Source organism: Alishewanella sp. HH-ZS (assembly GCF_001704375.1).
Classification (GTDB): Bacteria; Pseudomonadota; Gammaproteobacteria; order Enterobacterales; family Alteromonadaceae; genus Alishewanella; species Alishewanella aestuarii.
Window position 1 is genome coordinate 1 of the sequence record NZ_LZEJ01000014.1, and the last position, 26,649, is coordinate 26,649.

General features: G+C 48.5%; 27 protein-coding genes. 19 read left to right on the top strand and 8 right to left on the bottom strand.

The genetic code is table 11. The annotated features are described in order from the left end of the window. From A9165_RS07295 to A9165_RS07325, 7 genes are all read left to right on the top strand, one after another. A partial coding sequence (locus A9165_RS07295; RefSeq protein WP_065955430.1) for a restriction endonuclease subunit S occupies nucleotides 1–1,069 on the top strand: 1,069 nt, incomplete at its 5' end. After that, the gene (locus tag A9165_RS07300; protein WP_065955431.1) at nucleotides 1,069–4,038 is read left to right on the top strand and encodes a type I restriction endonuclease subunit R; all 2,970 of its coding nucleotides are present in this window, start codon (nucleotides 1,069–1,071) and stop codon (nucleotides 4,036–4,038) included. The genes A9165_RS07295 and A9165_RS07300, both read left to right, overlap by 1 nt. An 8-nt stretch (nucleotides 4,039–4,046) precedes the next feature. After that, nucleotides 4,047–5,099 carry a nucleotide kinase domain-containing protein gene (locus tag A9165_RS07305; protein ID WP_218060732.1) on the top strand — a complete coding sequence of 351 codons (1,053 nt, stop codon included), beginning with the start codon at nucleotides 4,047–4,049 and terminating at the stop codon, nucleotides 5,097–5,099. Continuing rightward, complete coding sequence (locus A9165_RS07310; RefSeq protein ID WP_065955432.1) at nucleotides 5,086–5,967, top strand: nucleoside triphosphate pyrophosphohydrolase family protein; 882 nt, start codon at nucleotides 5,086–5,088, stop codon at nucleotides 5,965–5,967. The genes A9165_RS07305 and A9165_RS07310 overlap by 14 nt, the downstream gene beginning before the upstream one ends. A 53-nt stretch (nucleotides 5,968–6,020) precedes the next feature. Further along, nucleotides 6,021–6,509, top strand: coding sequence for a TIR domain-containing protein (locus tag A9165_RS07315; protein WP_065955433.1), 489 nt, complete (start codon nucleotides 6,021–6,023; stop codon nucleotides 6,507–6,509). Continuing rightward, nucleotides 6,503–7,165 carry a hypothetical protein gene (locus A9165_RS07320; protein ID WP_065955434.1) on the top strand — a complete coding sequence of 221 codons (663 nt, stop codon included), beginning with the start codon at nucleotides 6,503–6,505 and terminating at the stop codon, nucleotides 7,163–7,165. Before A9165_RS07315 ends, A9165_RS07320 begins: the two co-directional genes overlap by 7 nt. A gap of 2 nt (nucleotides 7,166–7,167) precedes the next feature. Further along, complete coding sequence (locus A9165_RS07325) at nucleotides 7,168–7,851, top strand: hypothetical protein (RefSeq protein ID WP_218060733.1); 684 nt, start codon at nucleotides 7,168–7,170, stop codon at nucleotides 7,849–7,851. Nucleotides 7,852–7,925: 74 nt separating this feature from the next. Here the strand turns inward: A9165_RS07325 and A9165_RS07330 are convergent, their stop codons facing one another. After that, nucleotides 7,926–9,146, bottom strand: coding sequence for a site-specific integrase (locus A9165_RS07330; protein ID WP_065955435.1), 1,221 nt, complete (start codon nucleotides 9,144–9,146; stop codon nucleotides 7,926–7,928). Nucleotides 9,147–9,343: 197 nt separating this feature from the next. Continuing rightward, complete coding sequence (locus A9165_RS07335) at nucleotides 9,344–10,204, bottom strand: YicC/YloC family endoribonuclease (RefSeq protein WP_065955436.1); 861 nt, start codon at nucleotides 10,202–10,204, stop codon at nucleotides 9,344–9,346. A gap of 211 nt (nucleotides 10,205–10,415) precedes the next feature. On the opposite strand from A9165_RS07335, the gene rph reads away from it, so the two are divergent. From rph to A9165_RS07350, 3 genes are all read left to right on the top strand, one after another. Continuing rightward, complete coding sequence (gene rph, locus A9165_RS07340) at nucleotides 10,416–11,135, top strand: ribonuclease PH (protein WP_008606814.1); 720 nt, start codon at nucleotides 10,416–10,418, stop codon at nucleotides 11,133–11,135. Nucleotides 11,136–11,137: 2 nt separating this feature from the next. After that, nucleotides 11,138–11,782, top strand: coding sequence for an orotate phosphoribosyltransferase (gene pyrE, locus A9165_RS07345; RefSeq protein ID WP_008606815.1), 645 nt, complete (start codon nucleotides 11,138–11,140; stop codon nucleotides 11,780–11,782). 106 nt (nucleotides 11,783–11,888) lie between these two features. Next, a complete protein-coding gene (locus A9165_RS07350) occupies nucleotides 11,889–12,260 on the top strand; it encodes a diacylglycerol kinase (protein WP_039924941.1) in 372 nt (123 codons plus the stop codon). A gap of 69 nt (nucleotides 12,261–12,329) precedes the next feature. Here A9165_RS07350 and slmA read toward each other — a convergent pair whose 3' ends face one another. The 3 genes from slmA to coaBC are packed head-to-tail and all read right to left on the bottom strand — an operon-like array spanning nucleotide 12,330 to nucleotide 14,679. Next, on the bottom strand, nucleotides 12,330–12,923 hold the full coding sequence (gene slmA, locus A9165_RS07355) for a nucleoid occlusion factor SlmA (protein ID WP_008606820.1): 594 nt from the start codon (nucleotides 12,921–12,923) through the stop codon (nucleotides 12,330–12,332). 51 nt (nucleotides 12,924–12,974) lie between these two features. Then, nucleotides 12,975–13,433, bottom strand: coding sequence for a dUTP diphosphatase (gene dut / locus A9165_RS07360; RefSeq protein ID WP_008606822.1), 459 nt, complete (start codon nucleotides 13,431–13,433; stop codon nucleotides 12,975–12,977). 37 nt (nucleotides 13,434–13,470) lie between these two features. Continuing rightward, nucleotides 13,471–14,679, bottom strand: coding sequence for a bifunctional phosphopantothenoylcysteine decarboxylase/phosphopantothenate--cysteine ligase CoaBC (gene coaBC / locus A9165_RS07365; RefSeq protein ID WP_008606823.1), 1,209 nt, complete (start codon nucleotides 14,677–14,679; stop codon nucleotides 13,471–13,473). Between the two features lie 108 nt (nucleotides 14,680–14,787). Between coaBC and radC the strand changes: the two genes are divergently transcribed. The 5 genes from radC to mutM all read left to right on the top strand — a co-directional run bounded on the left by radC (nucleotide 14,788) and on the right by mutM (nucleotide 17,499). Further along, nucleotides 14,788–15,462, top strand: a complete 675-nt coding sequence (gene radC, locus A9165_RS07370) for a DNA repair protein RadC (protein WP_008606824.1) — start codon at nucleotides 14,788–14,790, stop codon at nucleotides 15,460–15,462. Nucleotides 15,463–15,668: 206 nt separating this feature from the next. Further along, nucleotides 15,669–15,905, top strand: coding sequence for a 50S ribosomal protein L28 (rpmB, locus tag A9165_RS07375; RefSeq protein WP_008950179.1), 237 nt, complete (start codon nucleotides 15,669–15,671; stop codon nucleotides 15,903–15,905). Nucleotides 15,906–15,916: 11 nt separating this feature from the next. Further along, nucleotides 15,917–16,072 (top strand): 50S ribosomal protein L33, encoded by a 156-nt coding sequence (gene rpmG, locus A9165_RS07380; RefSeq protein WP_008219722.1) that lies wholly within the window; start codon nucleotides 15,917–15,919, stop codon nucleotides 16,070–16,072. Between the two features lie 114 nt (nucleotides 16,073–16,186). Continuing rightward, nucleotides 16,187–16,642 carry a hypothetical protein gene (locus A9165_RS07385; protein ID WP_065955437.1) on the top strand — a complete coding sequence of 152 codons (456 nt, stop codon included), beginning with the start codon at nucleotides 16,187–16,189 and terminating at the stop codon, nucleotides 16,640–16,642. Nucleotides 16,643–16,674: 32 nt separating this feature from the next. After that, on the top strand, nucleotides 16,675–17,499 hold the full coding sequence (gene mutM / locus A9165_RS07390; protein ID WP_008606829.1) for a bifunctional DNA-formamidopyrimidine glycosylase/DNA-(apurinic or apyrimidinic site) lyase: 825 nt from the start codon (nucleotides 16,675–16,677) through the stop codon (nucleotides 17,497–17,499). 43 nt (nucleotides 17,500–17,542) lie between these two features. Here the strand turns inward: mutM and A9165_RS07395 are convergent, their stop codons facing one another. From A9165_RS07395 to A9165_RS07405, 3 genes are read right to left on the bottom strand one after another with little or no spacing between them, the layout of a single operon-like run. After that, nucleotides 17,543–19,180 carry a BamA/TamA family outer membrane protein gene (locus A9165_RS07395; RefSeq protein ID WP_008606830.1) on the bottom strand — a complete coding sequence of 546 codons (1,638 nt, stop codon included), beginning with the start codon at nucleotides 19,178–19,180 and terminating at the stop codon, nucleotides 17,543–17,545. A gap of 13 nt (nucleotides 19,181–19,193) precedes the next feature. Beyond that, nucleotides 19,194–20,054 carry a mechanosensitive ion channel family protein gene (locus A9165_RS07400; RefSeq protein ID WP_008606832.1) on the bottom strand — a complete coding sequence of 287 codons (861 nt, stop codon included), beginning with the start codon at nucleotides 20,052–20,054 and terminating at the stop codon, nucleotides 19,194–19,196. A 9-nt stretch (nucleotides 20,055–20,063) separates the two neighbouring features. Next, on the bottom strand, nucleotides 20,064–20,870 hold the full coding sequence (locus tag A9165_RS07405) for a DUF432 domain-containing protein (RefSeq protein ID WP_008606833.1): 807 nt from the start codon (nucleotides 20,868–20,870) through the stop codon (nucleotides 20,064–20,066). 286 nt (nucleotides 20,871–21,156) lie between these two features. Between A9165_RS07405 and mgtE the strand changes: the two genes are divergently transcribed. The 4 genes from mgtE (at nucleotide 21,157) to A9165_RS07425 (ending at nucleotide 26,595) form a co-directional block, all read left to right on the top strand. Then, nucleotides 21,157–22,500, top strand: coding sequence for a magnesium transporter (gene mgtE / locus A9165_RS07410; protein WP_065955438.1), 1,344 nt, complete (start codon nucleotides 21,157–21,159; stop codon nucleotides 22,498–22,500). Nucleotides 22,501–22,656: 156 nt separating this feature from the next. After that, on the top strand, nucleotides 22,657–23,073 hold the full coding sequence (locus tag A9165_RS07415; RefSeq protein ID WP_008606835.1) for a hypothetical protein: 417 nt from the start codon (nucleotides 22,657–22,659) through the stop codon (nucleotides 23,071–23,073). Beyond that, entirely contained in the window at nucleotides 23,063–24,226 is a 1,164-nt protein-coding gene (locus A9165_RS07420) for a hypothetical protein (protein ID WP_065955439.1), read from the top strand. The genes A9165_RS07415 and A9165_RS07420 overlap by 11 nt, the downstream gene beginning before the upstream one ends. Further along, nucleotides 24,226–26,595 carry a bifunctional diguanylate cyclase/phosphodiesterase gene (locus tag A9165_RS07425; RefSeq protein WP_065955440.1) on the top strand — a complete coding sequence of 790 codons (2,370 nt, stop codon included), beginning with the start codon at nucleotides 24,226–24,228 and terminating at the stop codon, nucleotides 26,593–26,595. Before A9165_RS07420 ends, A9165_RS07425 begins: the two co-directional genes overlap by 1 nt. The last annotated feature ends 54 nt before the right edge of the window (nucleotides 26,596–26,649 follow it).

A 26,649-nucleotide genomic window follows, 5' to 3' on the forward strand; every position in this document is an offset into this window, starting at 1 on the left:
CAATTTGTGGGGATCCCTCAGGCGATTCGGTAAAACCTCGTCAATTGAAGGGGATAAGCTTAAAATTTATAAAGGTGATCTAGTTTTTGCCAAAAGAAATGCTTATCTAAAGCGTGTAGCGATTGCAGAGTTTGATGCAGTTGCATCTGCCCATTCATTAGTCCTTCGGGCCAAATCAGAAAATGTTCTTCCCGAGTTTTTGCCTTTCTTTTTACTTTCAGAAACATTCTGGGAAAAAGCGATTGAAATTTCCGTCGGCTCGCTTTCACCGACTATCAACTGGAGCACAATTGCAAAACAGGAATTCCTCCTCCCACCCAAAGAACAGCAAGCCGAACTTGCAGAACTGCTCTGGGCGATGGACGGTGTTATTGAGAGCGAGCTTGCAATGTTTAATAGGTTAAAAACTCAGTTAGACTGCAATATCGAATTTTTATTACATGGAATAGACCTTGCTGGTCAAACAATCAAAGAAGTTATCGCCAGTTTGTCTAAGACTAAAGGTGTTGTAAAACTTAAAGATTGTGGTGTTTTTCTCAAAGGAAAGGGTATCCCTAAATCCGTTTTAGTTGAATCAGGCGTCCCCTGTATACGATATGGTGAAATCTATACAGCACACCACCGAATAATCCGCGAATATCATTCATTTATTAGTCCTGCTGAATGTGCAAATTCTATTCGGTTGAAAAAGAACGATGTAATTTTTGCTGGATCCGGTGAAACGATAACTGAAATTGGCAAATCCGCTGTTTATGTTGGTGATGATGAGGTATACGCAGGTAGCGATACTCTTATTTTCAGACCTGAGGGTATGGATGGTTTGTATTTAGGGTATCTAATGAATTCTGTTTTTGTTAGACAGCAATTAAATATGTATGGAACAGGGGCTACGGTCATGCATATTTATCTCGATGATTTGAAGAAAATCGTTATTCCTATACATTCTTTTGAAGAGCAAAAGGCAATTGGCAAGGAATTAGAGCTCATTTGGACTTCCATCCACAATGTTTTAGCGTCAATTTCTAAAGCCAAAGCGCTCCAAAAATCCCTTATCAACGAGATATTCTAATGGCTTTTACCGAACTTAACTCTGTTGAATATTTTATTATTCATAAACTTTCCGGTACTAACCTCAATACGTTGGATAAGCCGTTTGCAGCCTCGCCAGAAGCGACTTATGGCCAGCACTGGCATTATCGCTCGGCGCAGGAGCTTAATCGCAGCGTTAATGAAGTACTGTTGGAAGATGAGTTAAGGGCGGCGCTGATCCGGCTTAATCCAGAAATTCAGCAAAAGCCAGAACGGGCCGATGAGGTGATTTATGCACTGCGGGGCGTTTTGAACTCCGTGGCGCATACCGGCTTGGTAAAAGCCAATGAAGAATTCTTAAAATGGTGCATTGGTGAGAAATCCATGCCCTTTGGTGAAAACAACGCGCATCGCCCGGTACGAATCTTCGATTTTGACGAGATGACTAACAACCACTGTATTGCCACCAATCAGTTCCGTATTCATCACCGAGAAACCAAAATTCCTGATGTGGTGCTGTTTATCAACGGCATTCCAGTAGTGGTGGGCGAAGCTAAAACACCTATTCGCCCAGCCATTTCTTGGCTTGATGGCGCGCATGAAATTCACGATATCTACGAAAATGCCGTGCCGCAGCTATTTGTGCCGAATATTCTATCTTTTGCCACTGAAGGCAAAGAATTGTTTTACGGTGCTGTGCGCTGCCCACTTGAGTTTTGGGCGCCATGGCGTGTTGAGGATACCGATACCGCTTTAGTAAAAGCGCTTGGCCTTGCCGAAATTGGCCATGAATTATCTGACTTATTAAACCCCGCACGCTTGCTGGATATTTTGCGCAACTTTACACTGTTTTCTTCAAACAAAAAAAAGCAGCGGATGAAGATTATTCCGCGTTTTCAGCAATATGAAGGTGCCAATAAAATTGTCGCCCGAGTGATTGAAGGGCAAATTAAAAAAGGCCTGATTTGGCATTTTCAGGGCTCGGGCAAATCGTTATTAATGGTATTTGCCGCACAAAAGCTAAGGCGAACTCAGTCGTTAAAAAGCCCGACGGTTCTGGTGTTAGTAGACCGTACCGACCTAGATACGCAAATATCCGGTACTTTTAATGCCGCTGATATTGCCAACGTGGTCACCACCGATAGCATCAATGAGTTACACGATTTACTGGCGAAAGATACTCGTAAAATAATTATTTCGACCATTTTTAAATTCCGCGATGCCAAGCCCAATATGAACACCCGCGACAATATTATAGTGCTGGTGGACGAGGCGCACCGCACGCAAGAAGGTGATTTAGGCCGGCAGATGCGCGCCGCCTTGCCAAATGCCTTTTTGTTTGGTTTAACGGGGACGCCAGTCAATAAAACCGACAAAAACACCTTCTGGGCTTTTGGTGCTACCGAAGATGCTGGCGGTTATTTATCACGCTATACCTTCCACGACTCAATCCGTGACGAAGCGACTTTGCCACTGCACTTTGAACCACGTTTGGTTGATATTCACCTCGACCGCGAAGCGATTGATGCCGCCTTTGAAGCCTTTAAAGATGAAGCCGCACTCACCGATGAAGAGGCTGATGCGTTAAATAAAAAATCCGCCAAGATGGCGGCGTTTTTAAAATCGCCTGAGCGAGTCGCAAAAATCGTCGAAGATATTGCCACGCATTTCGGTGAGAAGGTTGAGCCGCATGGCTTTAAAGCCATGATAGTGACGCCAGACCGCTATGCCTGTGTACAATACAAAGAAGAACTGGATAAGTACTACCCGCCTGAAGCCAGTGTGGTGGTGATTTCTACCTCAGCAAACGACGACTTTGACTTTAAGCAAAAGTGGGGCCTCGATAAAAGCCAGCAAGAAAAAGTGGTGGAAAGCTTCTGTAAAAACGACACGCCAGAGAAGTTTTTAATAGTGACCGCCAAGCTGCTGACGGGTTTTGATGCGCCCATTTTACAGACAATGTATTTAGATAAGTCGCTTAAAGATCATACGTTATTGCAAGCCATTTGCCGGACCAACCGCTTATACCCGAATAAAACCTTTGGCCGAATCGTCGATTATTTCGGTGTATTTGATGATGCCGCCAAGGCGCTGGAGTTCGATGAAAACACCATGCAGCAAATCGTTACGAACTTATCAGAACTGCGTGATGCCTTCCCGGCAGCGATGCAAGCGGCCTTGGCACATTTTGTTGGTGTCGACCGAACGCTTGATGGTTTTGAAGGCTTAGAAGCCGCGCAAAATGCCATTAAAGATAACGAGAAAAAAGACGCTTTCGCCAGAGATTACAAATACCTCAGTAAGCTTTGGGAATCGCTGTCGCCAGACAGAATTTTGGATGCGTATACCGCCGATTACCGTTGGCTGACTCAAGTGTTTGAATCTGTGAAACCAGCGGCAGACAACGTGGGCAAGTTGCTGTGGTTCTCATTAGGGGCCATGACCACGGAGCTTATTCACCAACATGTTCATGTAGGGGGAATTCACCATCTGGATGAGTTTGTACTTGATGCCGATGTCATCGAGGACATATTCAATAACCCAGATCCAAAAAAAGCGAAGGCCATTGAGAAAGAGCTTATCAATCGCTTTAAGCGCCATGCCGGTGACCCTAAATTTAAAAAGCTGTCGGAACGCCTGGAGGAACTGCGTAATAAAGCCGAACAAGGTTTGTTGTCATCGATCGAGTTTGTCAAAGAGCTCTGCAAAATCGCCCGAGATACCGTGGCGATTGAAAAAGAGATGATGAGCAACGAAAAAACACCGCAAGCGGCATTAACAGAGCTTTTCCTGGAACTAAAAACCGATCAAACCCCGGCAGTAGTGGAACGAATTGTTGCTGACATAGACGCCATTGTGCGGATAGTGCGCTTCCCAGGTTGGCAAAACACCACTGGTGGCGAGCGTGAAGTGCAAAAGTCACTACGCAAAGCATTGTTGAAATATAAGTTGCATACCGACCAGGTGCTGTTTGACCGAGCGTATGGGTATATTAAAGAGTATTACTAGTTGCTGATATGGAAGCCGTTAAAATGGAAAATGTGATAGCTAAAGCCCCACCGAAGTTGGTAAAGCTCAAATCTATCCCGATTGAACAAAAATTAGTGCCTAGCCCTGCTTACGACACTTTTTGGAAGTTTGCGGCTGAAAGACAAAAGATATTCGTAAAACAGCTTCAAGGTATTGGTAATGAGTCTTCTCTAACCAATGACTCAATTTTGCAGATTCATAAGTTTACTAATGCCTATAGAGTATGTGACCGAGTTAGCCAATACCTGATTCGAGATGTCATTTATTGCGATAAATTTGATTCACGCTCTCTCTTTTTGAGAATAATTTTGTTTAAACTTTTCAATAAGATTGAAACTTGGCAGTTATTAGAACGTGAATTTGGTCCTATCACAGAAGAAAATTTTAGTTCTGAAAAGTTTTCAATTTTCTTAGATAAGCAGATGGTGTCTGGCAAAAGAATTTACTCAAATGCTTACATGATGGCTTCGGGTTGTAGAGATTTTAAAGTCAGCAGAAAGCATCAAGCTCACCTTCAACTTTTAGATTTAATGATGAAAAACAACTTGCCTCTGAAAATTCAAGACTCAAACTCTATGAGAGAGGCTTATGAGAAAATTTTAGCTTATCCGATGATCGGAAAATTTTTAGCTTATCAGTACGTAACAGATATTAATTACAGCAACTTAACCGACTTTTCAGAGAACGAATTTACTATGCCTGGACCGGGAGCTGATGATGGGATTGCAAAGTGCTTTTTTTCTACTGGCGGTTATTCTGGCGCAGATGTCATTAAAATCATGACGGATAGGCAAGAATGCGAGTTTGCGAGATTGAAATTGAACTTTCCCCTGCTTGGAGGACGAAAGCTACATTTCATTGATATTCAAAATTTATTCTGTGAAACGGATAAGTATTGTCGAATTGCTCATCCAGAAATAAAGGGTATTTCTGGAAGAACAAGAATAAAGCAAAAGTATAATCCCAACAAAATTCCCATTAACTACTTCTTTCCCCCAAAGTGGAACATTGACATGGACGGCATTTATGGATCTAGATGAATATCAAAAATTAGCTTTAAAAGCGGCGAGATTTGACATAGCAGATGCAGAGGGGCGAGTCATTTCTCTTCTTGGATTAGCTGGTGAAGTAGGTGAGCTATCTACCGAATTCAAAAAGCAAATAAGAGACGGAAAGAGCTATAAAGTCTTCCAGAACAAAGTAATCGAAGAGCTAGGAGATATTCTTTGGTATTTAGCATCTATTTCGTCTGTTGAGGGGCTGTCACTAGAGGCAATTGCAAAAGCAAACCTGAAAAAAATTGAAAGTAGAACGCCCCAAGGAATTTCCGGAACTGCAGTATCTGCTAATTTACTAGATGACAACTTTCCCTCAGAAGAGCGACTTCCCAGAGCTTTTAACGTTGAATTTATTGAAAAATTTGAAAAAGGTAACTTGGCTTATATTCAAACAATGGTTGATGGGAAGGATTTTGGTAATCCATTAAGAGATAATCATTACGAAGACGATGGCTATAGATATCACGATATCTTTCATTTTTCATACGCAGTGGTACTTGGCTGGTCTCCGGTAGTCAGAAAGTTCTTCCAATGTAAGAGAGTTTCCAATCCAATCACCGATGAAGTAGAAGATGGCGGACGAGCCATTGTTATAGACGAAGCAATCTCAGCATTAGTGTTTGAGTACGCAAAAAAACATTCTTACTTAGAAGGGATTGATACAATTGATTTTTCGTTATTAAGAACCATTAAAGAGTTAACTTCTCATCTTGAGGTTTCCGTTAAAACCCATTGTCAGTGGGAGCGTGCAATTTTACTAGGTTTCGAGATCTGGCGTGAGATTAAAACAAAAAAGGTTGGAAAGGTGTATTGTGATTTATCCAAGGGTGAGATGAATATTGTCAATTAAGAACTAATTTTTATTTGTGCGCTAAGGACAAAATTTGAATATGGAGATTATCTATGGCAAAGAATTTAAGAAATGTTTTTGTTAGCCATCATCACAAAGATGATGCAAGCGTTGATGGTTTGACAAGGATTTTGGCAGGTAAAAACCTTAACATTAGGAATAGCTCAATTAGAGTGAAGCCAGAGAATCAACAGAGATTAGATCAAAAGCGGGTTAGTGATCTAACAATAAAACGACTTCTCAGAATGAAGATGCGTTGGGCTAGCCAGTTGATTGTCGTTATTGGAAAGGAAACTCACACGCGGCAGTGGGTTAATTGGGAAATTGAACAAGCACATAAGTTGGGAAAGCCGATTATTGGTGTATATGAATCAGGTTTGACTAACAAAGTTCCCGTACCCGAAAACTTAGAAAAATATGGTTCTGCGGTTGTCCCTTGGCGAGCAGATTCTGTAATTAAGGCGATAGAAGGACAAAGCATATTCAAAAATCCTGATGGTAGCCCTGCTCCAAAATTAAGCGGCGGTAACGTAGTATGCTAATTAATGAGGGAGCAAGCCTGTTTGTTTATCCAATCCCAAGAGATTTGGGGTTTGCGCCAAATCCCTTCCATGGTTATTGTACCTTGGCGACATGCAAACCTAAGCTGAGGAAGTCAGCCAAAGTCAATGACTGGGTTATGGGCCTTGCAGCATCGAATGCGAAAGAAAAAAAATATCATTGTATATTTTTGATGAAGGTAACTGAAAAACTTACATTTCAAGAATATTGGGCAGATCCAAGGTTTGAATTAAAAAAACCAGTTCGGAACGGCAGCAAGGTCCAAGTCCTTGGCGATAATATTTATCATAAAAATGCTGCGGGTAAGTGGATACAAGAAGATTCGCATCATAGTAACGCAGATGGAACAGTTAACGAGGTTAACTTAAAAAGGGATACCGGCAGTACACATGATGTACTGGTTTCGGAATGCTTCACATATTTTGGTTGTGAAGCATTACAGCTAGATCTTAATGCGCTAGGATATAAGCCTGTCAGGGATTATCGAAAATTCAGCTTGGTTACACAGCTATATGCGAAAGCTTTAATAGAAAAAACAGTCATGAAATCCGCTTATCGGAATATGGTAGTTGGAGATCCTATACACTTTAATTTGTTTGATAAAAGAGTCGACCAAGGCTCAGGAAAATACTCATAATTATGGCATTAGAAGAATTAAAAGCAGATGAGATTGCTGAAAAAGTCGACGTAACACTTTTAACTATCGCTCTTGGTGAAGATTTTAATATCAAATTCGATATATCACTTTATGTTATTTTGTTAGGAGCGCTAGTTCTAATCGTTCTATTAGCCTATAAGCACATTTGGAGAGGCGGTTTAAGTTTTAGAACCTTCGAGATTGATGAAGCTGAAATCGGGTTAGGCAATCAAAAGTTAAAGCTTAAGCCTAACCTCGTAGACAAGCAGATTGCTTATAAAATTTGGGTTGAACTAAGCACCAGAAAAATAGGATTGCCGATAGATCTTGAAAATGACGTTGTCACTGAAGTGTATGATTCGTGGTACACATTTTTTGCAGTGACCCGAGAATTAATAAAAGAAGTTCCGGTTGCAATGTTTAAGAGAGAAGATACCGCCAAAATAATCGGTTTATCAATCGATATACTAAATGAAGGCTTAAGGCCGCACCTGACAACATGGCAAGCAAAATATCGGCGCTGGTTTGATTCGCAATTGACAGAACAAGATAATAAAAACTTATCACCTCAAGAAATTCAGGTTAAGTATCCAGATTATGGGAGATTGAGAGTGGATCTCATGAAGGTCAACTCCTCATTAATTAAATATCGCGAGGTAATGCGTAAACTTATCTCAAATGGCTAGCTTGCTTTATCCTGGATTTACAGGGAATTCAAATTGTTGGGTTTAAAATCAGCCGCTTGCTTCAGACATGATAGTTACTCGTTGATTATTTTAGCTAGATATTCTGATAATCTAATCAACGCCTCTCTCCGCTCATCAAAATAATCATGCTGGTTATAAATCCCCTCAACGCCCTGCAGTTTATGGTTTAAGCAGCGCTCGGCGACATAGCCTGGTACGCCTAGTTGCGCCAGCAAGGTGCGGCAGGTGCGGCGTAAGTCGTGTACTGAGAAGTGCTGTATATCGCCCATTTTGTTGGGTGGCTGTTTCTTTTTGCCTGCTTCATGGCCAAATAGCTTGGTAATGGCGCGGTTGAGTGTGTCGGCACCCATATGTGGGTTTTTGCTGCTGCGCCGGTTGGGGAACACATAGGGTGACCCTGCTGCACGAATTTCCAATTCTTTAAACCAGGTTACGCATAACTCAGGTAGGGGGATAGTTATTCCTACACCGGATTTGCTGCGCGCCTTTGGTAGCTCCCAAATTCCTGCCTTTAGATCGATCTCTTGCCAACTGGCTTCTGTTAGCTCGCTTTTACGTACGCCTAACGTGACTAATAGCGCACAGGCTAGGTAATTCTCTCGGGCAAAACTATCCGTATTTTCCCGAAACACTTTAAATACCTGGGTAAGCTCTTCCAGGGTAAGTGCCCGATCTTTGCTTTGCTCTACGCCACCGGCATCGCTTACGTTAAAGGCGCTGGCAGGGTTGGCACCCACTACATCGAGCTTTATGCCGTGGTTAAATAGCTGCTTTAAATACAGCAGGGCGTCATTAGCGGTGGTGGGGCGGCCGGATTCGGTAATGGCTTCGATAATAAACTGGATATCACGCGCGACCACTTTGTTGGGTGCGGCAGCGCCGATATGCGGTGCGATATCTTTGCGGTAAACCCGCTCTGGGATATTCGGGTGCTTAAGGCGTTTGATATTGCCTTTATGCCAGTCGGCAAATAAGTCGTCTACGGTTTGCAGTTGTTGCTGCTTGGCACGTTGTTTTAAAAACAGTGGATCAACCTTTTCTACCACTAACTGCTTTTTCTGCATTACAGCTTCAGCCCGCGCTTCGGCTAATGTCATATTGGCGTATTGGCCTAACGTCATCTCGCGGCGTTTGCCGTTGGAGGTATAGCGTAAAAACCAAAAAGGATTACCTGATTTGGGTACTGTTAGGTATAGGCCCTCACCATCGCCAAACCTTCCCGGCTTACCTTTCTTAATTAAAGATTCTACAGTCTTTGTAGTTAGGCTACCCATATTCCCTCTCAAATCAGTAAGTTACTTTTTGGTGGTTTACCCGCCACCTGCGATCTGAGTTAGTCTAACATACCCACCGTTTTACCCACCACTTTTTTGTGGCTTGTGGTGGATAAAGGTGGATTTCGGTAGACTTGGGTTTTACTTAAGTTATTGAAATTATATGATTAATGCATCTTGGTGGATGCCCGTAGACATTATTCGATATTTTGGATCTGCTCCCGCATCTGCTCAATTAACACCTTTAACTCCACTGCCGCATTGGTAATCTCAGTGCTGATGGCTTTCGACGATAGCGTATTCGCTTCGCGGTTAAATTCCTGCATCATAAAGTCTAAGCGTCGGCCGCAGGCGCCGCCTTTTTTAAGGGTGTGGCGGGTTTCTTTAATATGGGCGTCTAAACGGTCCAGCTCTTCGGCGACGTCAGATTTCGAGGCTAAAAACGCCATTTCCTGCTCCAGGCGGCCCTGGTCCAGGTCAGCTTTAATTTCATTTAAGCGGGTCAGAATGCGGTCGCGTTGCCATTGCATGGCTTGCGGCAGGTGGCTGCGCACAAAGGCCACTTGCTCGCTAATGGCGGTTAAACGCTGCTGGATCATCTCTTCAATAGCTGCGCCTTCGCGGCCGCGGCCGGCTAAAAAGTCTTGTAAGGCGGCATCGAAACCGGCCAGCAGTTCGGCTTGCAGGGTGTCTAGGTCTTCGCTTGGTGTTTCCATTACGCCGGGCCAACGCAGAATGTCGGCAATATTTAAGGTGGCTTGCGGTGCTTTTTGCAGTAATTGCTGCGCTTTTTGCAGCAGTTGCTCGGCAAACACATCATTTAATTGCAGTTCGCCGGCAGCCTGATTGGCCTGATAGCGTAAATTCACCTCAATTTTGCCGCGTTGCAGGCTGTTACGCAGCTTGTCGCGCAGCAGGCTTTCTAAACCACGGAACTGTTCGGGTAAGCGAAAGTAGGATTCTAAATAACGCTGGTTTACCGAGCGGATCTCCCACTGGGCGGTGCCCCAGCTGGCTTTGGTTTCGTGGCGGGCGAAGGCGGTCATACTGTGGATCATAAGGCGGTTCCAAAACGGCAAATAAATTGGAGTATACCTGAGTTTGGCGAATTTGGGGGCATGCTGCCAAATTCGTAAATAATGGCGCTTAAGCATGGCCTTAGGCACGGCCTTGCGCTGGGTTTAAAGCCGAAGTCAGCTGTTACAAAGATAGCCGTCAGCGGCTATAGCCCCTATAATGGTGGCTAATTTATCAGTCAGGAGTAGCCCAATGCGTCCAAGTGGCCGTACCGCCAGTCAAATCCGCCCGCTCGCTTTTACCCGTCAGTTCACTGCCCATGCCGAAGGCTCAGTGTTAGTTGAGTTTGGCAATACCAAGGTGATCTGTACCGCCAGTGTTACCGAAGGCGTACCACGTTTTTTAAAAGGCAAGGGCCAGGGTTGGATTACCGCGGAATACGGCATGCTGCCGCGCGCGACGCATAGCCGCAATGACCGGGAAGCGGCCCGGGGTAAGCAGGGTGGTCGTACTATGGAAATTCAGCGCCTGATTGGCCGCGCTCTGCGCACCGCTGTGGATTTAAGCCTGCTTGGCGAAAATACCATTACCATCGACTGTGATGTGATTCAGGCTGATGGCGGTACCCGTACTGCTTCGATTACCGGTGCCTGTGTCGCACTGGTTGACGCGCTGAACTTTATGCTGGCCAAAGGCCTGATTAAAAAGAACCCGCTGCGTTATATGGTGGCGGCGGTGTCGGTGGGGATCTATCAGGGTACAGCCGTTGCTGATCTGGATTATGCTGAAGATTCGGCTGCCGAAACCGATATGAATCTGGTGATGACCGAGCAGGGCGAAGTGATTGAAATTCAGGGCACCGCCGAAGAGGCGCCCTTTAGTTTTGCGCAGATGCAGCAAATGCTGGAGCTGGGTGCGGCGGCCATTACTGAGATTGTGGCCGAGCAAAAACGGGTATTGGCGAAGGAGTAACGATGAAAGCCTTTCAACGGGAATTTATTGAGTTTGCGTTATCACGCAATGTACTGAAATTTGGTAGCTTTACGCTGAAATCTGGCCGGATTAGCCCGTATTTTTTTAATGCCGGCTTATTTAATACCGGTGGCGATCTGGCAAAACTGGGCCGCTTTTATGCGGCTGCGCTGCAGGACTCGGGTATCGAATTTGATGTGCTGTTTGGCCCGGCTTATAAAGGCATTCCTATTGCTACTACCACTGCTGTGGCGTTGGCCGAGCACTATCAGCGCGACCTGCCATACTGCTTTAACCGCAAAGAAGCCAAAACCCATGGTGAAGGCGGTAATTTAGTCGGCGCAGCATTAAAAGGCCGTATTATGCTGGTGGATGATGTGATCACTGCCGGTACGGCGATCCGCGAATCTATGCAGCTGATCCAGGCGCAGGGCGCAGAGCTGACCGGCGTGCTGATTGCACTGGACCGGCAGGAGCGCGGTCAGGGTGAGTTGTCGGCGATCCAGGAAGTCGAGCGCGACTTCAACACTAAGGTGATTTCAATTATCAGCCTGCCGGATCTGATTAGCTATCTGGCAGACAAGCCTGAGCAGGCCGAGCACCTGGCGGCGGTAAAAGCCTACCGTGCCCAGTACGGTATAGCCTGATTAAATCTCTTATCTGCGGCCAGCTCTTTGCTGGCCGCGTTGTTTGCGCCCAGCATTGGCGCATTATTGCAGGTATTAGCATTAGCAACAGGGAATAGGATTAAGTATGCAAAAACCAAATGGGACTGGCATCGGGCGCATTATTAAAGCGGCTCGTTGTTCAATGCAGGGTTTTAGTGCCAGCTGGCGCTATGAGTCGGCCTTTCGCCAGGAAGCGACGCTCACGCTGCTTGCCATCCCTGCTGCCATCTGGTTGGCCGACTCAGTGGCGCAGTTTGCCCTGCTGCTGGCGGTATGGTGCCTGGTTCTGGTAGTGGAGTTACTGAATTCGGCCATTGAGTCATTAACCGATCGGGTAGGTTTAGAGCGGCATGAGCTATCTGGCCGGGCCAAGGATATGGGTTCGGCAGCGGTTTTTGTCAGTTTAGTGATAGTAGCGCTGGTTTGGGGCGCGGCACTGTGGCAGAAACTGGCCTGATGCTGTTATAGCGACGTCAGCACTGTCGCGGGTGCCTTAGGTAGCACAGCCGCACTCACCAAGACAGCATTACGCAAACAGGCTTTGCTCGAGTAACGCCCACTGCGCCGCCCAATACTGGGTTGGCAGGCGTTTAAAGCCGGAACGGACAAACTGGCTGATCTTGCCTTCTATGGTGGCCAGCAGCAGGTTTGCCAGCTCCGCCTCATCGATAGTAAAGCTTTTACCTTCCCGTAATTTGCGCTCGCGCAAACACTGTTTAAACTGGGTTTCCAGCCTTTCAAACAGCGCTGCGACGCGCTCCAGCAGGCGCTCTTGCTCGCCCTGTAGCGCGTCACCGGTCAAAATACGGCAAAAGCCCGGGTTACGCTCGGCAAATACCAGTACCAGTTGCAGCATCAGACTGATACGGGTTTGGGTATCCTTGTGCTCTTCGGTTATGGCATTAATGCGCGATAGCAGCGTATCTTCAATAAATTCTATCAGCCCTTCGTACATCCGCGCCTTGCTGGGGAAATGCCGGTACAGCGCCGCTTCCGACACGCCAACCTGCTCTGCCAGGGCGGCGGTAGTAATGCGCTGGCCATTGCTGTGGCTTTGTAGCATTGCCGCTAACGCCTGCAGGATATCTTCTTTACGGTTTGATTTTTTTATTGTTGCCATGCGACTGCTCAGATCCTTAGCTAATTCAGAAGTAGGGACGCTTTCGCGCCCTTACTGCTTGCCAGAGTGACCAAAGCCACCTTCACCACGCTCTGAGCTGTCAAAGCCCTCGACCAGATTAAATTCGGCCTGTACCACCGGCATAAATACCAGCTGGGCAATGCGGTCGCCCGGTTCAATGCTAAAGCTGTCGCTGCCGCGGTTCCACATCGACACCATCAAGGGCCCCTGATAGTCCGAATCAATCAGCCCCACCAGATTGCCAAGTACGATGCCATGTTTATGCCCCAGGCCCGAGCGCGGCAGGATGGTTGCGCACAGGTTGGCATCGCCAATATGAATGGCAATACCGGTTGGGATCAGCACGGTTTGGCCCGGTGCCAGTACCAGTGTTTGCTCCAGACAAGCACGTAAATCCAGGCCCGCTGAGCCGGGAGTGGCATAGGCTGGTAACGGAAAGTCGCGGCCGATCCGCGGGTCGAGAATTTTCAGATCTATAGCTTTTTTCATCGGTTTTACTGCTTCGCTGCGTTATTAAGTTAAGAATTTAGTTTTTATAATGTTCGCTGATCAGGGTGATCAGCTGTGTGGCTAACTGTTGCTTTGGTGCCTTTGGCAAATCCAGCTCGCCGCCGCGCCAGATCACGCTAAGGGCATTGTCATCGCTGTTAAAGCCACGATCGCTGGCCGATACATCATTGGCACAAATCATATCCAGCCGCTTATTCAGCAGCTTTTGCCGCGCATATTCCAGTACGTTACGGGTTTCGGCGGCAAAGCCGACGGTAAAGGGCCGCTGCTGCGGCAGGGCGGCGACGGCGGCAATAATGTCCGGATTTTTTACCAGCGTCAGCTGCATCTCAGCTTCGGCGCCTTTCTTCAGTTTATCGGCCGCGATTTCCGCTACCCGATAGTCGGCGACAGCGGCACAGCCAATAAAAATATCCGATTGCACCGCGGCAGATAGCGCCGCCTGATGCATCTGCTCGGCACTTTGCACATCAATCCGTGTTACGCCGGCGGGGGTAGCAAGTTGCACCGGGCCGCTAATCAGCGTGACCTTGGCGCCCATAGCCGCAGCGGCCTGAGCCAGCGCAAAGCCCATCTTGCCAGAGCTGTGATTACTGATATAGCGCACCGGATCAATAGCTTCGCGGGTCGGGCCGGCGGTAATGGTAATGCGTAAACCTTGCAGATTTTTGACCGGGCTAAATAATTGCTCGGTCAGTGCGACCAGCTCCAGCGGTTCTAACATGCGACCAGCGCCAGTATCACCACAGGCCTGCGCACCCACGCCCGGGCCGAAGATGTGAAAATTATGTTCTTTTAATGTTGCGAGATTCTTTTGGGTAGCTATATTTTTATACATCTGCTGATTCATCGCCGGCGCTACCGCAATCGGGGCGCTACTGGCAAGTACACAGGTAGTAAGCAGATCATTGGCTAAGCCATGCGCCAGCCGGGCAATCACATCGGCACTGGCCGGGGCAATCAGTATTAGGTCGGCCCATTTGGCCAGTTCAATATGGCCCATCGCCGCTTCTGCGGCCGGGTCGAGCAGGCTGTGGCTAACCGGATTACCGGAGACGGCTTGCAGCGTTAGTGGGGTAATAAACTCCTGCGCCGCGCTGGTCAGGATAACCCGGACGTCGGCGCCGCGTTCGGTTAAGCGCCGCACCAGATCGGCACTTTTATAGGCAGCAATACCGCCGCTAATGCCAAGTAAAATGCGTTTATCAGCAAGGGTTTGCAACATGATTTCTGGTCCTGCTCCAGCCTCGGTCGGCATAAGATAGCACGGAAACTCCAATTCAGCACCCGTTCAGCTGCTAAGCGCTGACAACATCAACAACAGGAGGTCAGGATGGCAATTACAGACTGGCCGCTCAGTGAGCGACCACGGGAGAAACTGTTAACATTGGGGCCGGCCACCTTATCGGATGCGGAGCTACTGGCGATTTTCTTACGCACCGGTATTGCCGGTACCGACGCGGTGAGTCTGGCCAGGCAGTTGTTGCAGCAGTTTGGTGATTTACGCGCCTTGCTCGGCGCCAGTCGCAGCGAGTTTTGTAATGCCCGCGGTTTAGGTGAAGCCAAGTATGTGCAGTTGCAGGCGGTACTGGAGTTAAGTCGGCGTTTTTTACAGCAACAGTTAAAACGCGATACGGTCTGCTCAGAGCCTGCGGTAGTGCGAAAATATTTAGCCCATCAGCTGAGCGGTGAACTACGCGAAGTCTTTCTGGTACTTTACCTTGATAATCAACATCGTATGATTGGCTCCGAGCCATTATTTTACGGCACTATTGATGCCTCCCCGGTGTACCCGCGTATTGTAGTTCAGCACGCTTTGAAGCATAATGCCGCCGCCGTTATTCTGGCGCATAATCACCCCTCTGGGGTGGCTGAGCCAAGCCGCGCCGACCGGGCAATAACGGAGCGCCTGACCCAGGCTTTAGCACTGGTTGATATCCGGGTGCTGGACCATTTTGTGGTAGGGGATGCGGAAGTGGTGTCTTTTGCAGAGCGTGGCTGGTTGTAGCAGGCAGCAAACCTGAATACAGCCCGGCGTGAGTCTCGATGCAAGGCGTTTTCGCAGCGCTGCCCGCTGGCCGGGAAAATGAATTTGTCTTGAGTTTAACCGTACTTTCGTGTATAAAGTGCGCCCTCATCCATTTTCGGGGCAACCTTCAAGGCCAGAAGGGTGAAAGATAGCTCGAGCTGACGTAATTTTGGAGAAATATTGACATGTCTAGAGTATGCCAAGTAACTGGCAAAGGTCCGATGGTAGGTAACCGTCGTTCGCACGCCAACAACGCGACTAAGCGCCGTTTCCTGCCTAACCTGCAAACGCACCGTTTCTGGGTTGAAAGCGAAAACCGTTTCGTCACTTTACGTACCTCTACCAAGGGTATGCGTATCATTGACAAGAAAGGTATCGACGCTGTATTAGCAGAAGTTCGTGCTAACGGTCACAAGGTATAAGGAATTAACAAATGCGCGATAAAATCCGTTTAGTTTCTTCTGCTGGCACTGGCTTCTTCTACACGACAACGAAGAACAAGCGCACTATGCCAGAAAAGATGGAAATCAAAAAGTTCGATCCTAAAGTGCGTAAGCACGTGATTTTCAAAGAAGCGAAAATCAAGTAATCGAACCCCAGAAACCCGGCACTGCCGGGTTTTTGCTTTTTAGCCCTGCTGCCGTTACTATCTGCACCACGCCTTATCAATAACGAACCGCTGCGTTCTTCTGCTCATATCATTATGCTGAAACTGTCACGCCGTAACTGGAATAATGTGCTGATTTTTATAGTGCTGTTACTGATGTTTAGTCTGTATGACTGGCGGGGTACCGGTCAGGCACCTACGACAAGCAGCTTATTACCGGAACAATCGCAGCTGCTGAGTATTGCGGTAGGAGAGGTGCGTTTAGTGCAGGCGGCCGGGCAATGGCAGTTGCAACCACGCAGCAACAGCAGTGTCAGTGCCCAGCAAATGCTGAATGCCTGGCTCTATACACCGCTGCAGCCAGCCGTTGGCGCGGCTAAGCCCACTCAGGCGCCGGTTGCCCAGGCCAGTGTGCAACTGGCCGGTGAGTTTGCACCTACTATCTGGTTGCTCTATCCCGCACAGCAGGATTATTTACTACAACAGGTGGGGCAGCCCCAGCTTTATTTGCTGCCTGCCGCGCAGGCTCGGCTGCTGTTTTTAATTGATTAACCCCTTAGAGAACCTGAGTACCGGAGTATAAAATGCCAGAGTTACCTGAAGTTGAGGTCTCGCGTTTGGGGATCAGCCCGCATTTGCAAGGACAACAGCTAACCAAGGTTGTCGCCCGGCAGCGTCAGTTGCGTTGGTGGGTGCCGGATGAGGTGCTGCAGCAACAGCAGCAACCGATTTTAGCGGTAAGACGGCGCGCCAAGTATTTACTGCTCGATTTGCCCGGCGGCAGTATTATTCTGCATTTGGGGATGTCGGGGCATTTAAAGGTGGTACCGGCGGATCTGGCGCCGGGTAAACATGATCATCTGGATTTGCTATTTGCAAACGGTACTGCACTGCGCTTAAACGATACCCGGCGCTTTGGTGCCGTGCTGTGGCAGGCACAAGGCGAGCAACATCCGTTGCTGGCCCAGTTAGGGCCTGAGCCATTAACGGCCGACTTTACTGCGGAAACCCTGATCCAGGCTTGTCAGCGCCGCGGCAGCGCGATCAAACTGGTATTAATGGATAACCATGTGGTGGTGGGTGTTGGGAATATTTATGCCAATGAAGCCTTATTTAAAGCTGGTATTAATCCACAGCAACCGGCGCGCGACGTCAGTGCTGATAAGTTGGCATTGCTCTGTACCATCGTCAAAGAAACCCTGACGGCGGCAATAGTGCAGGGCGGCACCACGCTGCGTGATTTTAGTCAGGTAGACGGTAAGCCCGGCTATTTTAAACAGGAGTTATTGGTATACGGCCGTGGTGGCCAGCCGTGCGTTAACTGCGATACTGCGCTGTCAGAAGTGCGGTTGGGCCAGCGCAGTACGGTATTTTGCCCGCTCTGTCAGCCGTTGCTGCAAAAGAACTAGGGCGTGTTGACGTTTGCTGCTTAGATTTTAGTCTGGCGCAGTGTTAAAAACGGCGCTTGGCAGTCACACGCCACTGCCAGCTGCCGAGATCCGGGTTATCACTGATTGGCCGCGTCAGATCCAGATGAATCATGGTGCCGCGGCTGGAGTGGCTGGACAGCAAGCGAATGCCGACGCCCAGGCCAAACAGAATTTCATCATCGATACCGGCTTTACCGTTTAATGCGGCCAAATCCTCTGCGGAGCGGCCGCCCCAGCTGCGGCCGACATCACCAAAGGCGGCAAAGCCGACATCAAAAATCTGCCATAAATTCCAGTCGGTATAATGGCGATACTCTGCGGTGGCCACCATGCGGTTATCGCCACGCTGATAATACAGCGGGAAGGCGCGCAGGCCACTATCGCCGCCGAGATACAGCGCTTCGTCGGCAAACAAGTTGCGGCCGCGTTCGGCGGAGATACTGCCGACCAGACTATTGCGGGCGTTGAGCTGATGATTAAGCTGTAAACCCAGATGCCACAACTCTTGCTTGCGCTGCTGCCAGTCCAGCTGTTGATAGGCCAGATCTGAAAAGAGCCAGGTGCGGTCGTTCAGTTGCCAGGCTTTGCTTACCTCCGCTTCCAGCCTTAAACCATCTTCATCGGCGCCCAGCCAGGGTTGCATTAAGCCCAACCGCAGCCGCAGTTGCCAGCCGGCATTAATATCCTCTACCCGGTTAAACTGATTGATATTAAACAGCTTGTAGAAGTCGTCCTGCAGTAACTGGTATTCCAGATAAAGGTAAGACAGGTTGCGCTGTTCAGGCAAGCTTAAAACCGTACTGTCCAGTTCATTAAAATCAACATCCTCCAGTTGCATACCAATATTGAGCCGTTGGATGGTGTGACCGCGCAGTGCCAATTTAAAACCGGCAGAAGCATCAAACTGGTGCCGGGTGCGGTTATATTCGTTAACGGTTTCCGATAATAAGTAATCAGTGACCTGCTCTTTGTTTTTTACCAGGTCAGCATTAAAGGCCCAGTTCGAATCCAGCCGGTAGAACGGCCGCTGTACTGCGAAGCGATAATTTTCACCATCCGAGTTATCGGCATAGCTAAGCAGGGTGTTCCAGTGGCTACCAAAGATATTTGGGCTAGCGAAGCTAAGTAAGTAACCACTACGCTCACTGTCTTTGGCGTAATCAAGCTGGATCTGATTACCTGAACCCAGCAGGTTATCTTCGGCAACACCTAGCGAGTACTTGGTTTCACCCCCCTCGCTGGAAAAATCGATTTTTGGCAGGAGTGACCAGTTATCCCAGGTGGTGACGCGCACGGTCGCGGTATTCGCTCCAGGGCAATACTGTACAACCTCTACCCTGGCATCACGCAGATAACGGCGGCTACGTAATAGACGCTCGGTCTCGGCCAGCTCTGATAGGTTCAGCGGGGCATCCTGCAGAAACAGTAAGTCATCGCGGATGGTTTGTTCGGTGGTAATAATGTGGGTGTGGTTAGCAAAGCGATGTAGCCAGAATATACCAGGCTCATCAAGATCAAAGACGTTTTCTTGTTGAAATTGAATTGTAGCAATTATCGGTTGGCGTGTTTTTAGTTTTGTCGGATCGAAGTCAGACTGACAATCTGCCGCAAGGGGCAGACTGCACAGACCGATACCGAGCAGACCAAACTGACGCCACATTACACTTCTCCCTTTAACTGCGTCCGGATTTTGCCTCGCTACTGGCAGTGCCGCTTGTAAATTGCATTGGCGTCATGCCCTCGGCCGAAAGATATACCGTACGTTGTGGATAGGGTATTTCAATATTTTCTGCTTCAAAGGCGAGTTTGATCTCCTCTTGCAAACTATTACGCAAAGCCCGGAAATTTTCTGACGTACTCCACACTGAAAATTGCAGATTCAGTGCTGAATCGCCAAAGCCGGTGAATAAAAACGCTGGCGCCGGTTCATCCAGACATAACGGATTGTTCTCAGCAACGGAAAACAACACTTGTCGTACTTTGGAGATATTTTCTTTATAGGCGACGCCCAACAATATATCAAACCGCCGGATCGGGAACCGGGTCAGATTAGTCACTTCAGATTTAATCAGGCTTTCATTCGGCAGCCTTACAAAGAGATTATCAAAGGTACGCAGTTTTACAGAAAGTAAATCGATCGACAGCACCTCACCGGTAGTATTACCCACTTTAATCACATCACCGACCTGAAAAGGTTGCTCGCCAATTAAAAACAGGCCGCTAATCAGGTTTGAGGCAGATGTTTGTGAGGCAAAGCCAATAGCGACAGATAGTACCCCAGCGGCCCCGAGTAACACGCCCAGCGAAAAGCCCAACTGATGTAATGCCGATGCGCTGAATAATGCCAGGATGAGCCAGTAAATCAGACGTTTAAACAGTGCGGCATGATGGCGGGAAAAGTTTTTACTGATCAGTTTTTCGGCAGCCCGTGACACCTGGCGCGCCAACACAAAGCCAATGCTGACAAATAACAGTGCTTGCAAGCCATTTATCACAGTAGGTGAATTTAAAAATAGCCAGAGTTTGTCTAGCATAGCAACTCCTTAGTGCTGAAAAATGTCGGTGAACGCACGGACCAGGCCTCTGGAATCCGTTTTAAACTGCGCCGGTGCGAGTTGCTGTTGGCTGGTCAAACCTACTGGTAAGGTTTGACCCAGTTGAAAGTGGCTCAGGCTTTGCAGGTTTTCATGTCTTAATACTATCGGATCGGTCCATAAGCTGCCGTCCTGATGACCATACAGTGCCAGATAGGGTAAAGGAATACTTAGCTTATCCAAGGTTAATATGGCTGTGGAGCGGTTTTCAATGGTCACAGCAGTGATTGCCCGGTGCGGGCGTGGCGGAATTTCCTCTAAACAGTGTCTGGCCTGAGTTTTATCGGCGTAGCAAAGCTCCCCCTGATGCGTTGGTGGCCCAAACCAGGTATCAGATAAACGTTGCACAGGGAGCTGGAGCAAACTCAATGCAGGTTGTTGCACTGTGATATCGATCACCACCGGTGAGCTAATGTAAAACACACTGTTTTCTCCGGGGGGAATACTTACCCGCTGCCGGGTTTTAATTACCACGGACCGATCCAGTAGTTTGGGTTTAAGCTGAAAAGTAGTAGGGCTGTTGCGGAACATAAAGCGCTGTGTGGCGAGTAATTCAGGTAAACAGACCGCACCGTTGCTTTCTAATCTGCATTGCAGTTCTGATTCATTATCGCGCTCGAAGCTAAACAACCATTCCTGCAAATTACGCTTTAGGTATAAGGTAAGTGGACCTATAGCGACTTGCCAGCATTGCTCAAGCTCTAGTGCCTGAGGTAACCACCACTGTAAAGGTGAAGCGTGCTCAGATGTTGACATAATACACTCCTGTTGGTGACCCCTATGCTAGCAGAAAGTCGCAGTTGCACCAGAAAACTTTTTCCCGCTCAGGTTGAGTTAAGCTAAGTTAAACTATAAAATAACCAGCAATTTAGCCAGTCTTTACCTGGCAACTTAACCCTTACCCTTGTGGAGTTTGCATCCTTTATGGACTTACCCAGTAGCAGGCCTAGCCTGCATATTCCCAAGATTCGAATTAATCTGCGCTTAATAAGCTGACGCTATAATGTCTCTTATCAAGCGCCCGAGCTGATAAGAGGCCGTTATGGAATTACCCATTCTTATCGAAACCTTAAGTGCTGCCCTTGAGCACGATACGGTACATTTGGTTCGTGACCAGCTGGAAGATGTGCATCCGGCTGACTATGCTGCCGCGTTAACCGAATTTCCTCCCCAAGATTTATGGACCTTGCTCACTGCTTTGCCGCGAGCTGAACAAGCGGAAGTCTTTGGTTATTTACCGGCAGAGCAGCAGGTTAAACTGGCGATTAGCGTCAGTCGGCGTAAACTCTCGCCGATTATCCGGCAGATGTCGTCTGATGAACGCGCCGACCTGTTTAACCGCTTAACTGATGAACAGCGCGATACACTATTACCGGCGCTGGCTCAAGCTGAGCGGGAGGACTTGCTGCGTTTGACCTCCTACGAGGAGGGCACCGCCGGTGCTATTATGACCTCGGATTACGCGATTTTGCCGCCGGATCTGACCGTGCGGGAGGCAATTGAAGTACTGCGCCGGGAAGCGCCGGATAAAGAAACTATTTATTCCGCCTATGTGGTGGATAAAGCCCGCAAGCTGATTGGTGTGGTCAGCTTACGCGACCTGATACTGGCACCGGTCAGCATGCGGGTCGATGATTTAATGAATCATGACCCAATCTGGGCCAGTGTTGAAATGCCGCAGGAAGAAGTGGCGGCGTTGATCGCCAAATATGACTTACTGGCGCTGCCAATTGTCAATGAGCTGGAGCAGATGGTTGGCATCGTAACCTACGATGATGCGATGGACGTCGCCGAAGAAGAGGCCACCGAAGACTTCCATAAAACCGCAACCATCGGCAAGCTGGAAAGTAGTGTCAAGGAAGCGGGTATCGGTCTGCTTTACCGCAAGCGGGTGTTCTGGCTGGTGGTGCTGGTGTTTGGTAATATTTTTTCCGGTGCCGGTATCGCCTTTTATGAAGAAACCATTTCCAGTTATCTGGCACTGCTGTTTTTCTTGCCGTTACTGATTGCCAGTAGCGGTAACGCCGGCGCTCAGTCTGGTACGCTAATGGTACGGGCTCTGGCCACCGGTGATATCAAACTGCGCGACTGGGGCTATTTGCTGGGCAAAGAGTGTTTGGTTGCCGGTTTGCTCGGTTTAACTATGTCCGCTGCCGTGGTTGGCCTGGGCTTCTGGCGCGGCGGTGCAGATATTGCGATCGTCGTAGCATTAACCATGATGCTGGTGGTAGTGGTTGGTAGTTTGATTGGGATGTCGCTGCCATTTTTACTGAGCCGCTTTAATCTGGACCCGGCCACTGCCAGTGGCCCACTGATCACATCCATTGCGGATGTGGCTGGGGTAGTGTTGTATTTTTCAATTGCTACCTGGTATCTGGGGTTGTAAATTTTTTTATCTGTTGGTAACAACCCAAAGGTACTATTGCGCATGTATCGTGTATTCAATATCTTAAGCATATTAGGCGATTAAGTTGCAGAAAATGCCGGTCATTGACCGGCATTTTCGTGGCTGAGTAAAAATGCTTGTTTAAACGGATATGCGATGAGATTGTGGTTTGTGCTCTGTTGTTGTCTGCTGCTGACGCTGCCCTGCCGGGCGGTTGAGGTCGTAGTACATGCCGCGGTGACTGACACTCAGCTCAGCACCGCCCAGCTACGAGCAATCTTTACCATGCGGCAAACCCGCTGGTCTGATGGCCAGAGCATTCAGGTTCTGGTACTAGCCTCTGATCATGAGTTGCATCAGGCGTTTACCCGTAAATTTCTGAAGATGTTCCCTTATCAACTGGACGCAATCTGGCACCGACAACGCTATTCAGGTATCGGTGGTTCGCCACTACTGCTGGCGTCGGTAGATGAATTGCGTACCGCTCTTTCTCAAACTCCCGGCGCTATTGGCTATCTGCCCGCCGGTACCGGCACGGCTGAATTAAAAGTGGTGACACCGTATGAAAATTAATTGGTCAGCCGCGGCAATGCTGGCGTTATCCGCTCATACCACTGCCTCAGCCAGTGTAGAATGGCATGGCTTTATTGCACAGGGGCTGGCCCAGTCAGAAAATTCCAACGCGATTAACAACTCCGGTAAGGTGTCATCAGCGTTGAGTGAGCTTGGCTTAAACGCTAAGTGGCAGCTTTCAGATCGCTGGCGGCTTGCTGGTCAGGTTGTTTATCTGGATGGCGGTAATCGTTATCCGCAGGGCGCCCGACTGGATTATCTGTTTTTGGATTTTAGTCTGGTCGAGCGCTTTGACCATCAGATCAATCTCTATGTCGGCCGTTACAAAAACCAGCACTGGTTATTTTCCAGCACCCGTGATGTGCCCTTTACCCGACCAAGCATCATCTTGCCGCAATCCGTTTATTACGATGCGTTTCGCGATATTGCCGTGGCCAGTGATGGTATTGGTTTAAAGGGATATTGGCAGCACCCGGCCGGAGAACTGGAATATAACTGGAGTTATGGCGCGACCAAAATCAGTCGTGATCAAAGCCGTATTTTGCTAAGCCCACAAGTCCAGGGTAAGGCCGAACAAAAGTATGTGCATCAGGCCAGTGTATTTTGGCAGGGTACCGGCAGTCAGGCCAGTTATGGTCTGTCATTACTGGATTCCGAATTCAGCTATACCCCAGGCGATCCGGATGTTTTTGTTGCCAGTGAGGTGATCCTGCAGCGGGTGATGCTAAATTGGCGTTACCAGTTAGAGAATTGGGAGTTTGCTTCTGAACTGATGCAAGAGCGGATGTCAGTTAATGGTTTTTACCTACCGGTATTTGCAGAAACGCTGCATGGTCTGGGTGGGTATCTGTCGGCCCGCTATCGCTTTAGCGGAGGCTTATCTGCGCTGGTAACGGTCGATTATTTAACCCGCAACAAGGATGACAAACGTGGCAGCCGTTTGGAACAGCTCGGTGTGCCGGCTTATTTTGGCTATCAGCAAAGCCTGATGCTGGGGTTTAGTTACGATCTGGCGCCAAATCTACGCCTGCAGGCAGAGCAACACTGGGTCGATGGTACTGGCCGTTTGTCACCCAGTCTGGTGCCGGATCTGAGCAGAAATCAGCAGCGTTACTGGCAGTTGTGGGCATTACAACTGATGTATTGGTTCTGATGCGCTTTCTAAGCTTCCCGTCGAAGATCCTGGCACTGACGCTGGTATTGATGCTGGTGCTGCTGATCGTGATCACCTCTATCTCTGTACAGCGTCTCAATGATAGCTTTGCAACCCAGCAACAGTTAAAGCAGCAGCAGGTTGAGCAGCATTTCAGCCAGTATCAACAACTATTGCATAGCCAGTTACAAGCCTGGTTTGATAGCTTTGCCGAACTAATGCAACTACCAACGCAACAAGGGTTTAGTCAGTTTACTGAGGCTCTGCAACAGCGTTATGACAGCTTTAGCCTATACCTGAATATTGAAGCGCTGTGGTTTTTTGCACCCGATCAAGCTGAGCCAGTATTCGCAACCGGTGCACTGCCGGCCGAGCTGGCAGAGATGGTAATCCAGACCAGGCAACAACAACGGCCTGTTACCCGCAGTTACTGTGTAGAGCACTGCAGTACCCTGGTCAGTCTGCCGTTATCAGATCGCGATGGCCAGGTCGGCGTATTAATTGCCAGTCAAACACTGGCTGATATTGTCGTCGCAATGGGGCAGGCATTACGTAGTGAAATCATGATCGTCGCGACTGATGGTCAGGACACCCGAATTTTGTCTGCCACTTCACGTGCTCCTGTTGCCGCCTTTTCAAAGCTGAACGGCACCATCGGACTGTTTAATACCGATCAAAGCCCGTTCTACATATACTCTTTACCTCTGACTGAACAGCAAGGGCAACAGTATGCCTTATTGTTGCTGGAAGACCTCAGCGCTTATCAGAGAGCAAACCGACAGTTTCGCTGGCAACTGATTGGTATGGCCTCGCTATGCTTCCTGTTGTTTGCCTGGTTAACCTACTGGCTAACCCGACGCCTAACCGGTCGCTTGTTAAAGGTGTCGCGGGTGTTGCCGTTATTGGCAGAACATCAGTTTAAGGCGTTCCGCGCCGCCTTACCGGTAAAAAGCCCACTGCTGGTCGATGAAGTTGATCGCTTAAGTGAAGTCAGTCAGACTCTGAGTTTTCAGTTGGAACAGCTGCAACATGATGTGTTGACTCAGACCCGTGAGCTGGAAAATATGGCGATGTTCGACCTGCTGACTGGTCTGGCGAATCGCAATATGCTGCAGTTTCAGCTGAAAAAGCGGCTAGCGGCTTTAACACCGGCGGGGCATTTTCTGGGACTATTTTTTCTTGACCTGGACCAGTTTAAACGAGTGAATGATATTCGCGGTCATGAGCAGGGTGATCAGCTATTGATAGAAGCCGCGCAGCGCTTGCGGGGCGTGTTGCAAAAAACCGATTTAGCCTGTCGTTTTGGTGGTGATGAATTTGTGGTCGTCACCGAAGCACCCGATCTGCAACAACTGGAACAGCTGGCAGCGAGGCTGGTTGCGGTATTCCGCCAGCCGATGCAGCTACAGGGCGAAGAATACCAGCTGAATGTCAGTGTTGGTATCAGTAGCAGCCGGGATGCCAGTCTGAAGCCGGATGATTTGGTGCGCCAGGCCGATCTTGCCATGTACCAGGCTAAAGCCCGCGGTGGCAGCTGCTGGCATTTTTACAGTCAACAGATGTTTGATGCCTTTCAGGATCGCTTAGCATTAGAGCAGGATTTAAAGCTGGCGCTGAGTTTGCAGCAGTTTGATTTACATCTACAACCCAAAATCCGTCTAAGTGATCGGAAGTTAGTCGGGCTGGAAGCATTGTTACGTTGGCAAAGTCCAAGCCGGGGCCTGGTGCCGCCGGATGAGTTTATTTCAGTGCTGGAATATGCGCATTTAATTATCCCGGTCGGCTACTGGGTTATTGAACAGGGCTTCGGTTTGATGGCCGGTTTACGCCAGGCTGGGCTGGGCGACTTGCAGCTGGCCATTAATCTGTCGCCGGCACAATTAACTGATCCGGGCTTACCGGTGGTGCTGGAGCAGTTACTGCAGAAATATCAGCTGAACGCTGCGGATTTTGAGTTTGAACTTACTGAGAGTATGCTGGCGAAAAACCTGACCGAGACGATCAATAGTATGCAACGCCTGAAAGCCCAGGGCTTTGCCCTGGCGATTGATGACTTTGGTACTGGCTATTCTTCGCTCAGTTATTTACGGCAACTGCCGGTAGATACCATCAAAATTGATAAGAGCTTTGTATTTGGCATGCTGGATAATCAGGCCGACTACGACATCATTACCTCGACTATTGCCATGGTCCGCAAGCTGGGCTTACAGGTCGTGGCGGAAGGCGTGGAAACCCAGGCCCAGGCAAAAAGCTTACTGCAACACCAATGTGATCAGGGCCAGGGCTATTTATTTGCCAGACCAATCCCGGCGGCTAATTTGGTGCAAACTCTGACGGAAAATATTAATCAGCTACAACAGTGGCGCTAGGGCAGGCTTGCTCTTTTGCCGCTTGAATTTTGGTAATAAGTCCTCTAGACTGCC

Excerpts from the sequence above, each read along its gene's own strand:
- A9165_RS07405 (WP_008606833.1), bottom strand. The coding sequence starts at position 20,870 with ATGTCAACATCTGAGCACGCTTCACCTTTACAGTGGTGGTTACCTCAG.
- A9165_RS07400 (WP_008606832.1), bottom strand. The coding sequence starts at position 20,054 with ATGCTAGACAAACTCTGGCTATTTTTAAATTCACCTACTGTGATAAAT.
- A9165_RS07310 (WP_065955432.1), top strand. The coding sequence starts at position 5,086 with ATGGATCTAGATGAATATCAAAAATTAGCTTTAAAAGCGGCGAGATTT.
- dut (WP_008606822.1), bottom strand. The coding sequence starts at position 13,433 with ATGAAAAAAGCTATAGATCTGAAAATTCTCGACCCGCGGATCGGCCGC.
- rpmB (WP_008950179.1), top strand. The coding sequence starts at position 15,669 with ATGTCTAGAGTATGCCAAGTAACTGGCAAAGGTCCGATGGTAGGTAAC.
- A9165_RS07350 (WP_039924941.1), top strand. The coding sequence starts at position 11,889 with ATGCAAAAACCAAATGGGACTGGCATCGGGCGCATTATTAAAGCGGCT.
- A9165_RS07305 (WP_218060732.1), top strand. The coding sequence starts at position 4,047 with ATGGAAGCCGTTAAAATGGAAAATGTGATAGCTAAAGCCCCACCGAAG.
- A9165_RS07420 (WP_065955439.1), top strand. The coding sequence starts at position 23,063 with ATGAAAATTAATTGGTCAGCCGCGGCAATGCTGGCGTTATCCGCTCAT.
- A9165_RS07315 (WP_065955433.1), top strand. The coding sequence starts at position 6,021 with ATGGCAAAGAATTTAAGAAATGTTTTTGTTAGCCATCATCACAAAGAT.
- A9165_RS07325 (WP_218060733.1), top strand. The coding sequence starts at position 7,168 with ATGGCATTAGAAGAATTAAAAGCAGATGAGATTGCTGAAAAAGTCGAC.
- A9165_RS07415 (WP_008606835.1), top strand. The coding sequence starts at position 22,657 with ATGAGATTGTGGTTTGTGCTCTGTTGTTGTCTGCTGCTGACGCTGCCC.
- rpmG (WP_008219722.1), top strand. The coding sequence starts at position 15,917 with ATGCGCGATAAAATCCGTTTAGTTTCTTCTGCTGGCACTGGCTTCTTC.
- A9165_RS07335 (WP_065955436.1), bottom strand. The coding sequence starts at position 10,204 with ATGATCCACAGTATGACCGCCTTCGCCCGCCACGAAACCAAAGCCAGC.
- A9165_RS07330 (WP_065955435.1), bottom strand. The coding sequence starts at position 9,146 with ATGGGTAGCCTAACTACAAAGACTGTAGAATCTTTAATTAAGAAAGGT.
- coaBC (WP_008606823.1), bottom strand. The coding sequence starts at position 14,679 with ATGTTGCAAACCCTTGCTGATAAACGCATTTTACTTGGCATTAGCGGC.
- A9165_RS07320 (WP_065955434.1), top strand. The coding sequence starts at position 6,503 with ATGCTAATTAATGAGGGAGCAAGCCTGTTTGTTTATCCAATCCCAAGA.
- A9165_RS07395 (WP_008606830.1), bottom strand. The coding sequence starts at position 19,180 with ATGTGGCGTCAGTTTGGTCTGCTCGGTATCGGTCTGTGCAGTCTGCCC.
- pyrE (WP_008606815.1), top strand. The coding sequence starts at position 11,138 with ATGAAAGCCTTTCAACGGGAATTTATTGAGTTTGCGTTATCACGCAAT.
- mgtE (WP_065955438.1), top strand. The coding sequence starts at position 21,157 with ATGGAATTACCCATTCTTATCGAAACCTTAAGTGCTGCCCTTGAGCAC.
- A9165_RS07300 (WP_065955431.1), top strand. The coding sequence starts at position 1,069 with ATGGCTTTTACCGAACTTAACTCTGTTGAATATTTTATTATTCATAAA.
- radC (WP_008606824.1), top strand. The coding sequence starts at position 14,788 with ATGGCAATTACAGACTGGCCGCTCAGTGAGCGACCACGGGAGAAACTG.
- slmA (WP_008606820.1), bottom strand. The coding sequence starts at position 12,923 with ATGGCAACAATAAAAAAATCAAACCGTAAAGAAGATATCCTGCAGGCG.
- A9165_RS07385 (WP_065955437.1), top strand. The coding sequence starts at position 16,187 with ATGCTGAAACTGTCACGCCGTAACTGGAATAATGTGCTGATTTTTATA.
- A9165_RS07425 (WP_065955440.1), top strand. The coding sequence starts at position 24,226 with ATGCGCTTTCTAAGCTTCCCGTCGAAGATCCTGGCACTGACGCTGGTA.
- mutM (WP_008606829.1), top strand. The coding sequence starts at position 16,675 with ATGCCAGAGTTACCTGAAGTTGAGGTCTCGCGTTTGGGGATCAGCCCG.
- rph (WP_008606814.1), top strand. The coding sequence starts at position 10,416 with ATGCGTCCAAGTGGCCGTACCGCCAGTCAAATCCGCCCGCTCGCTTTT.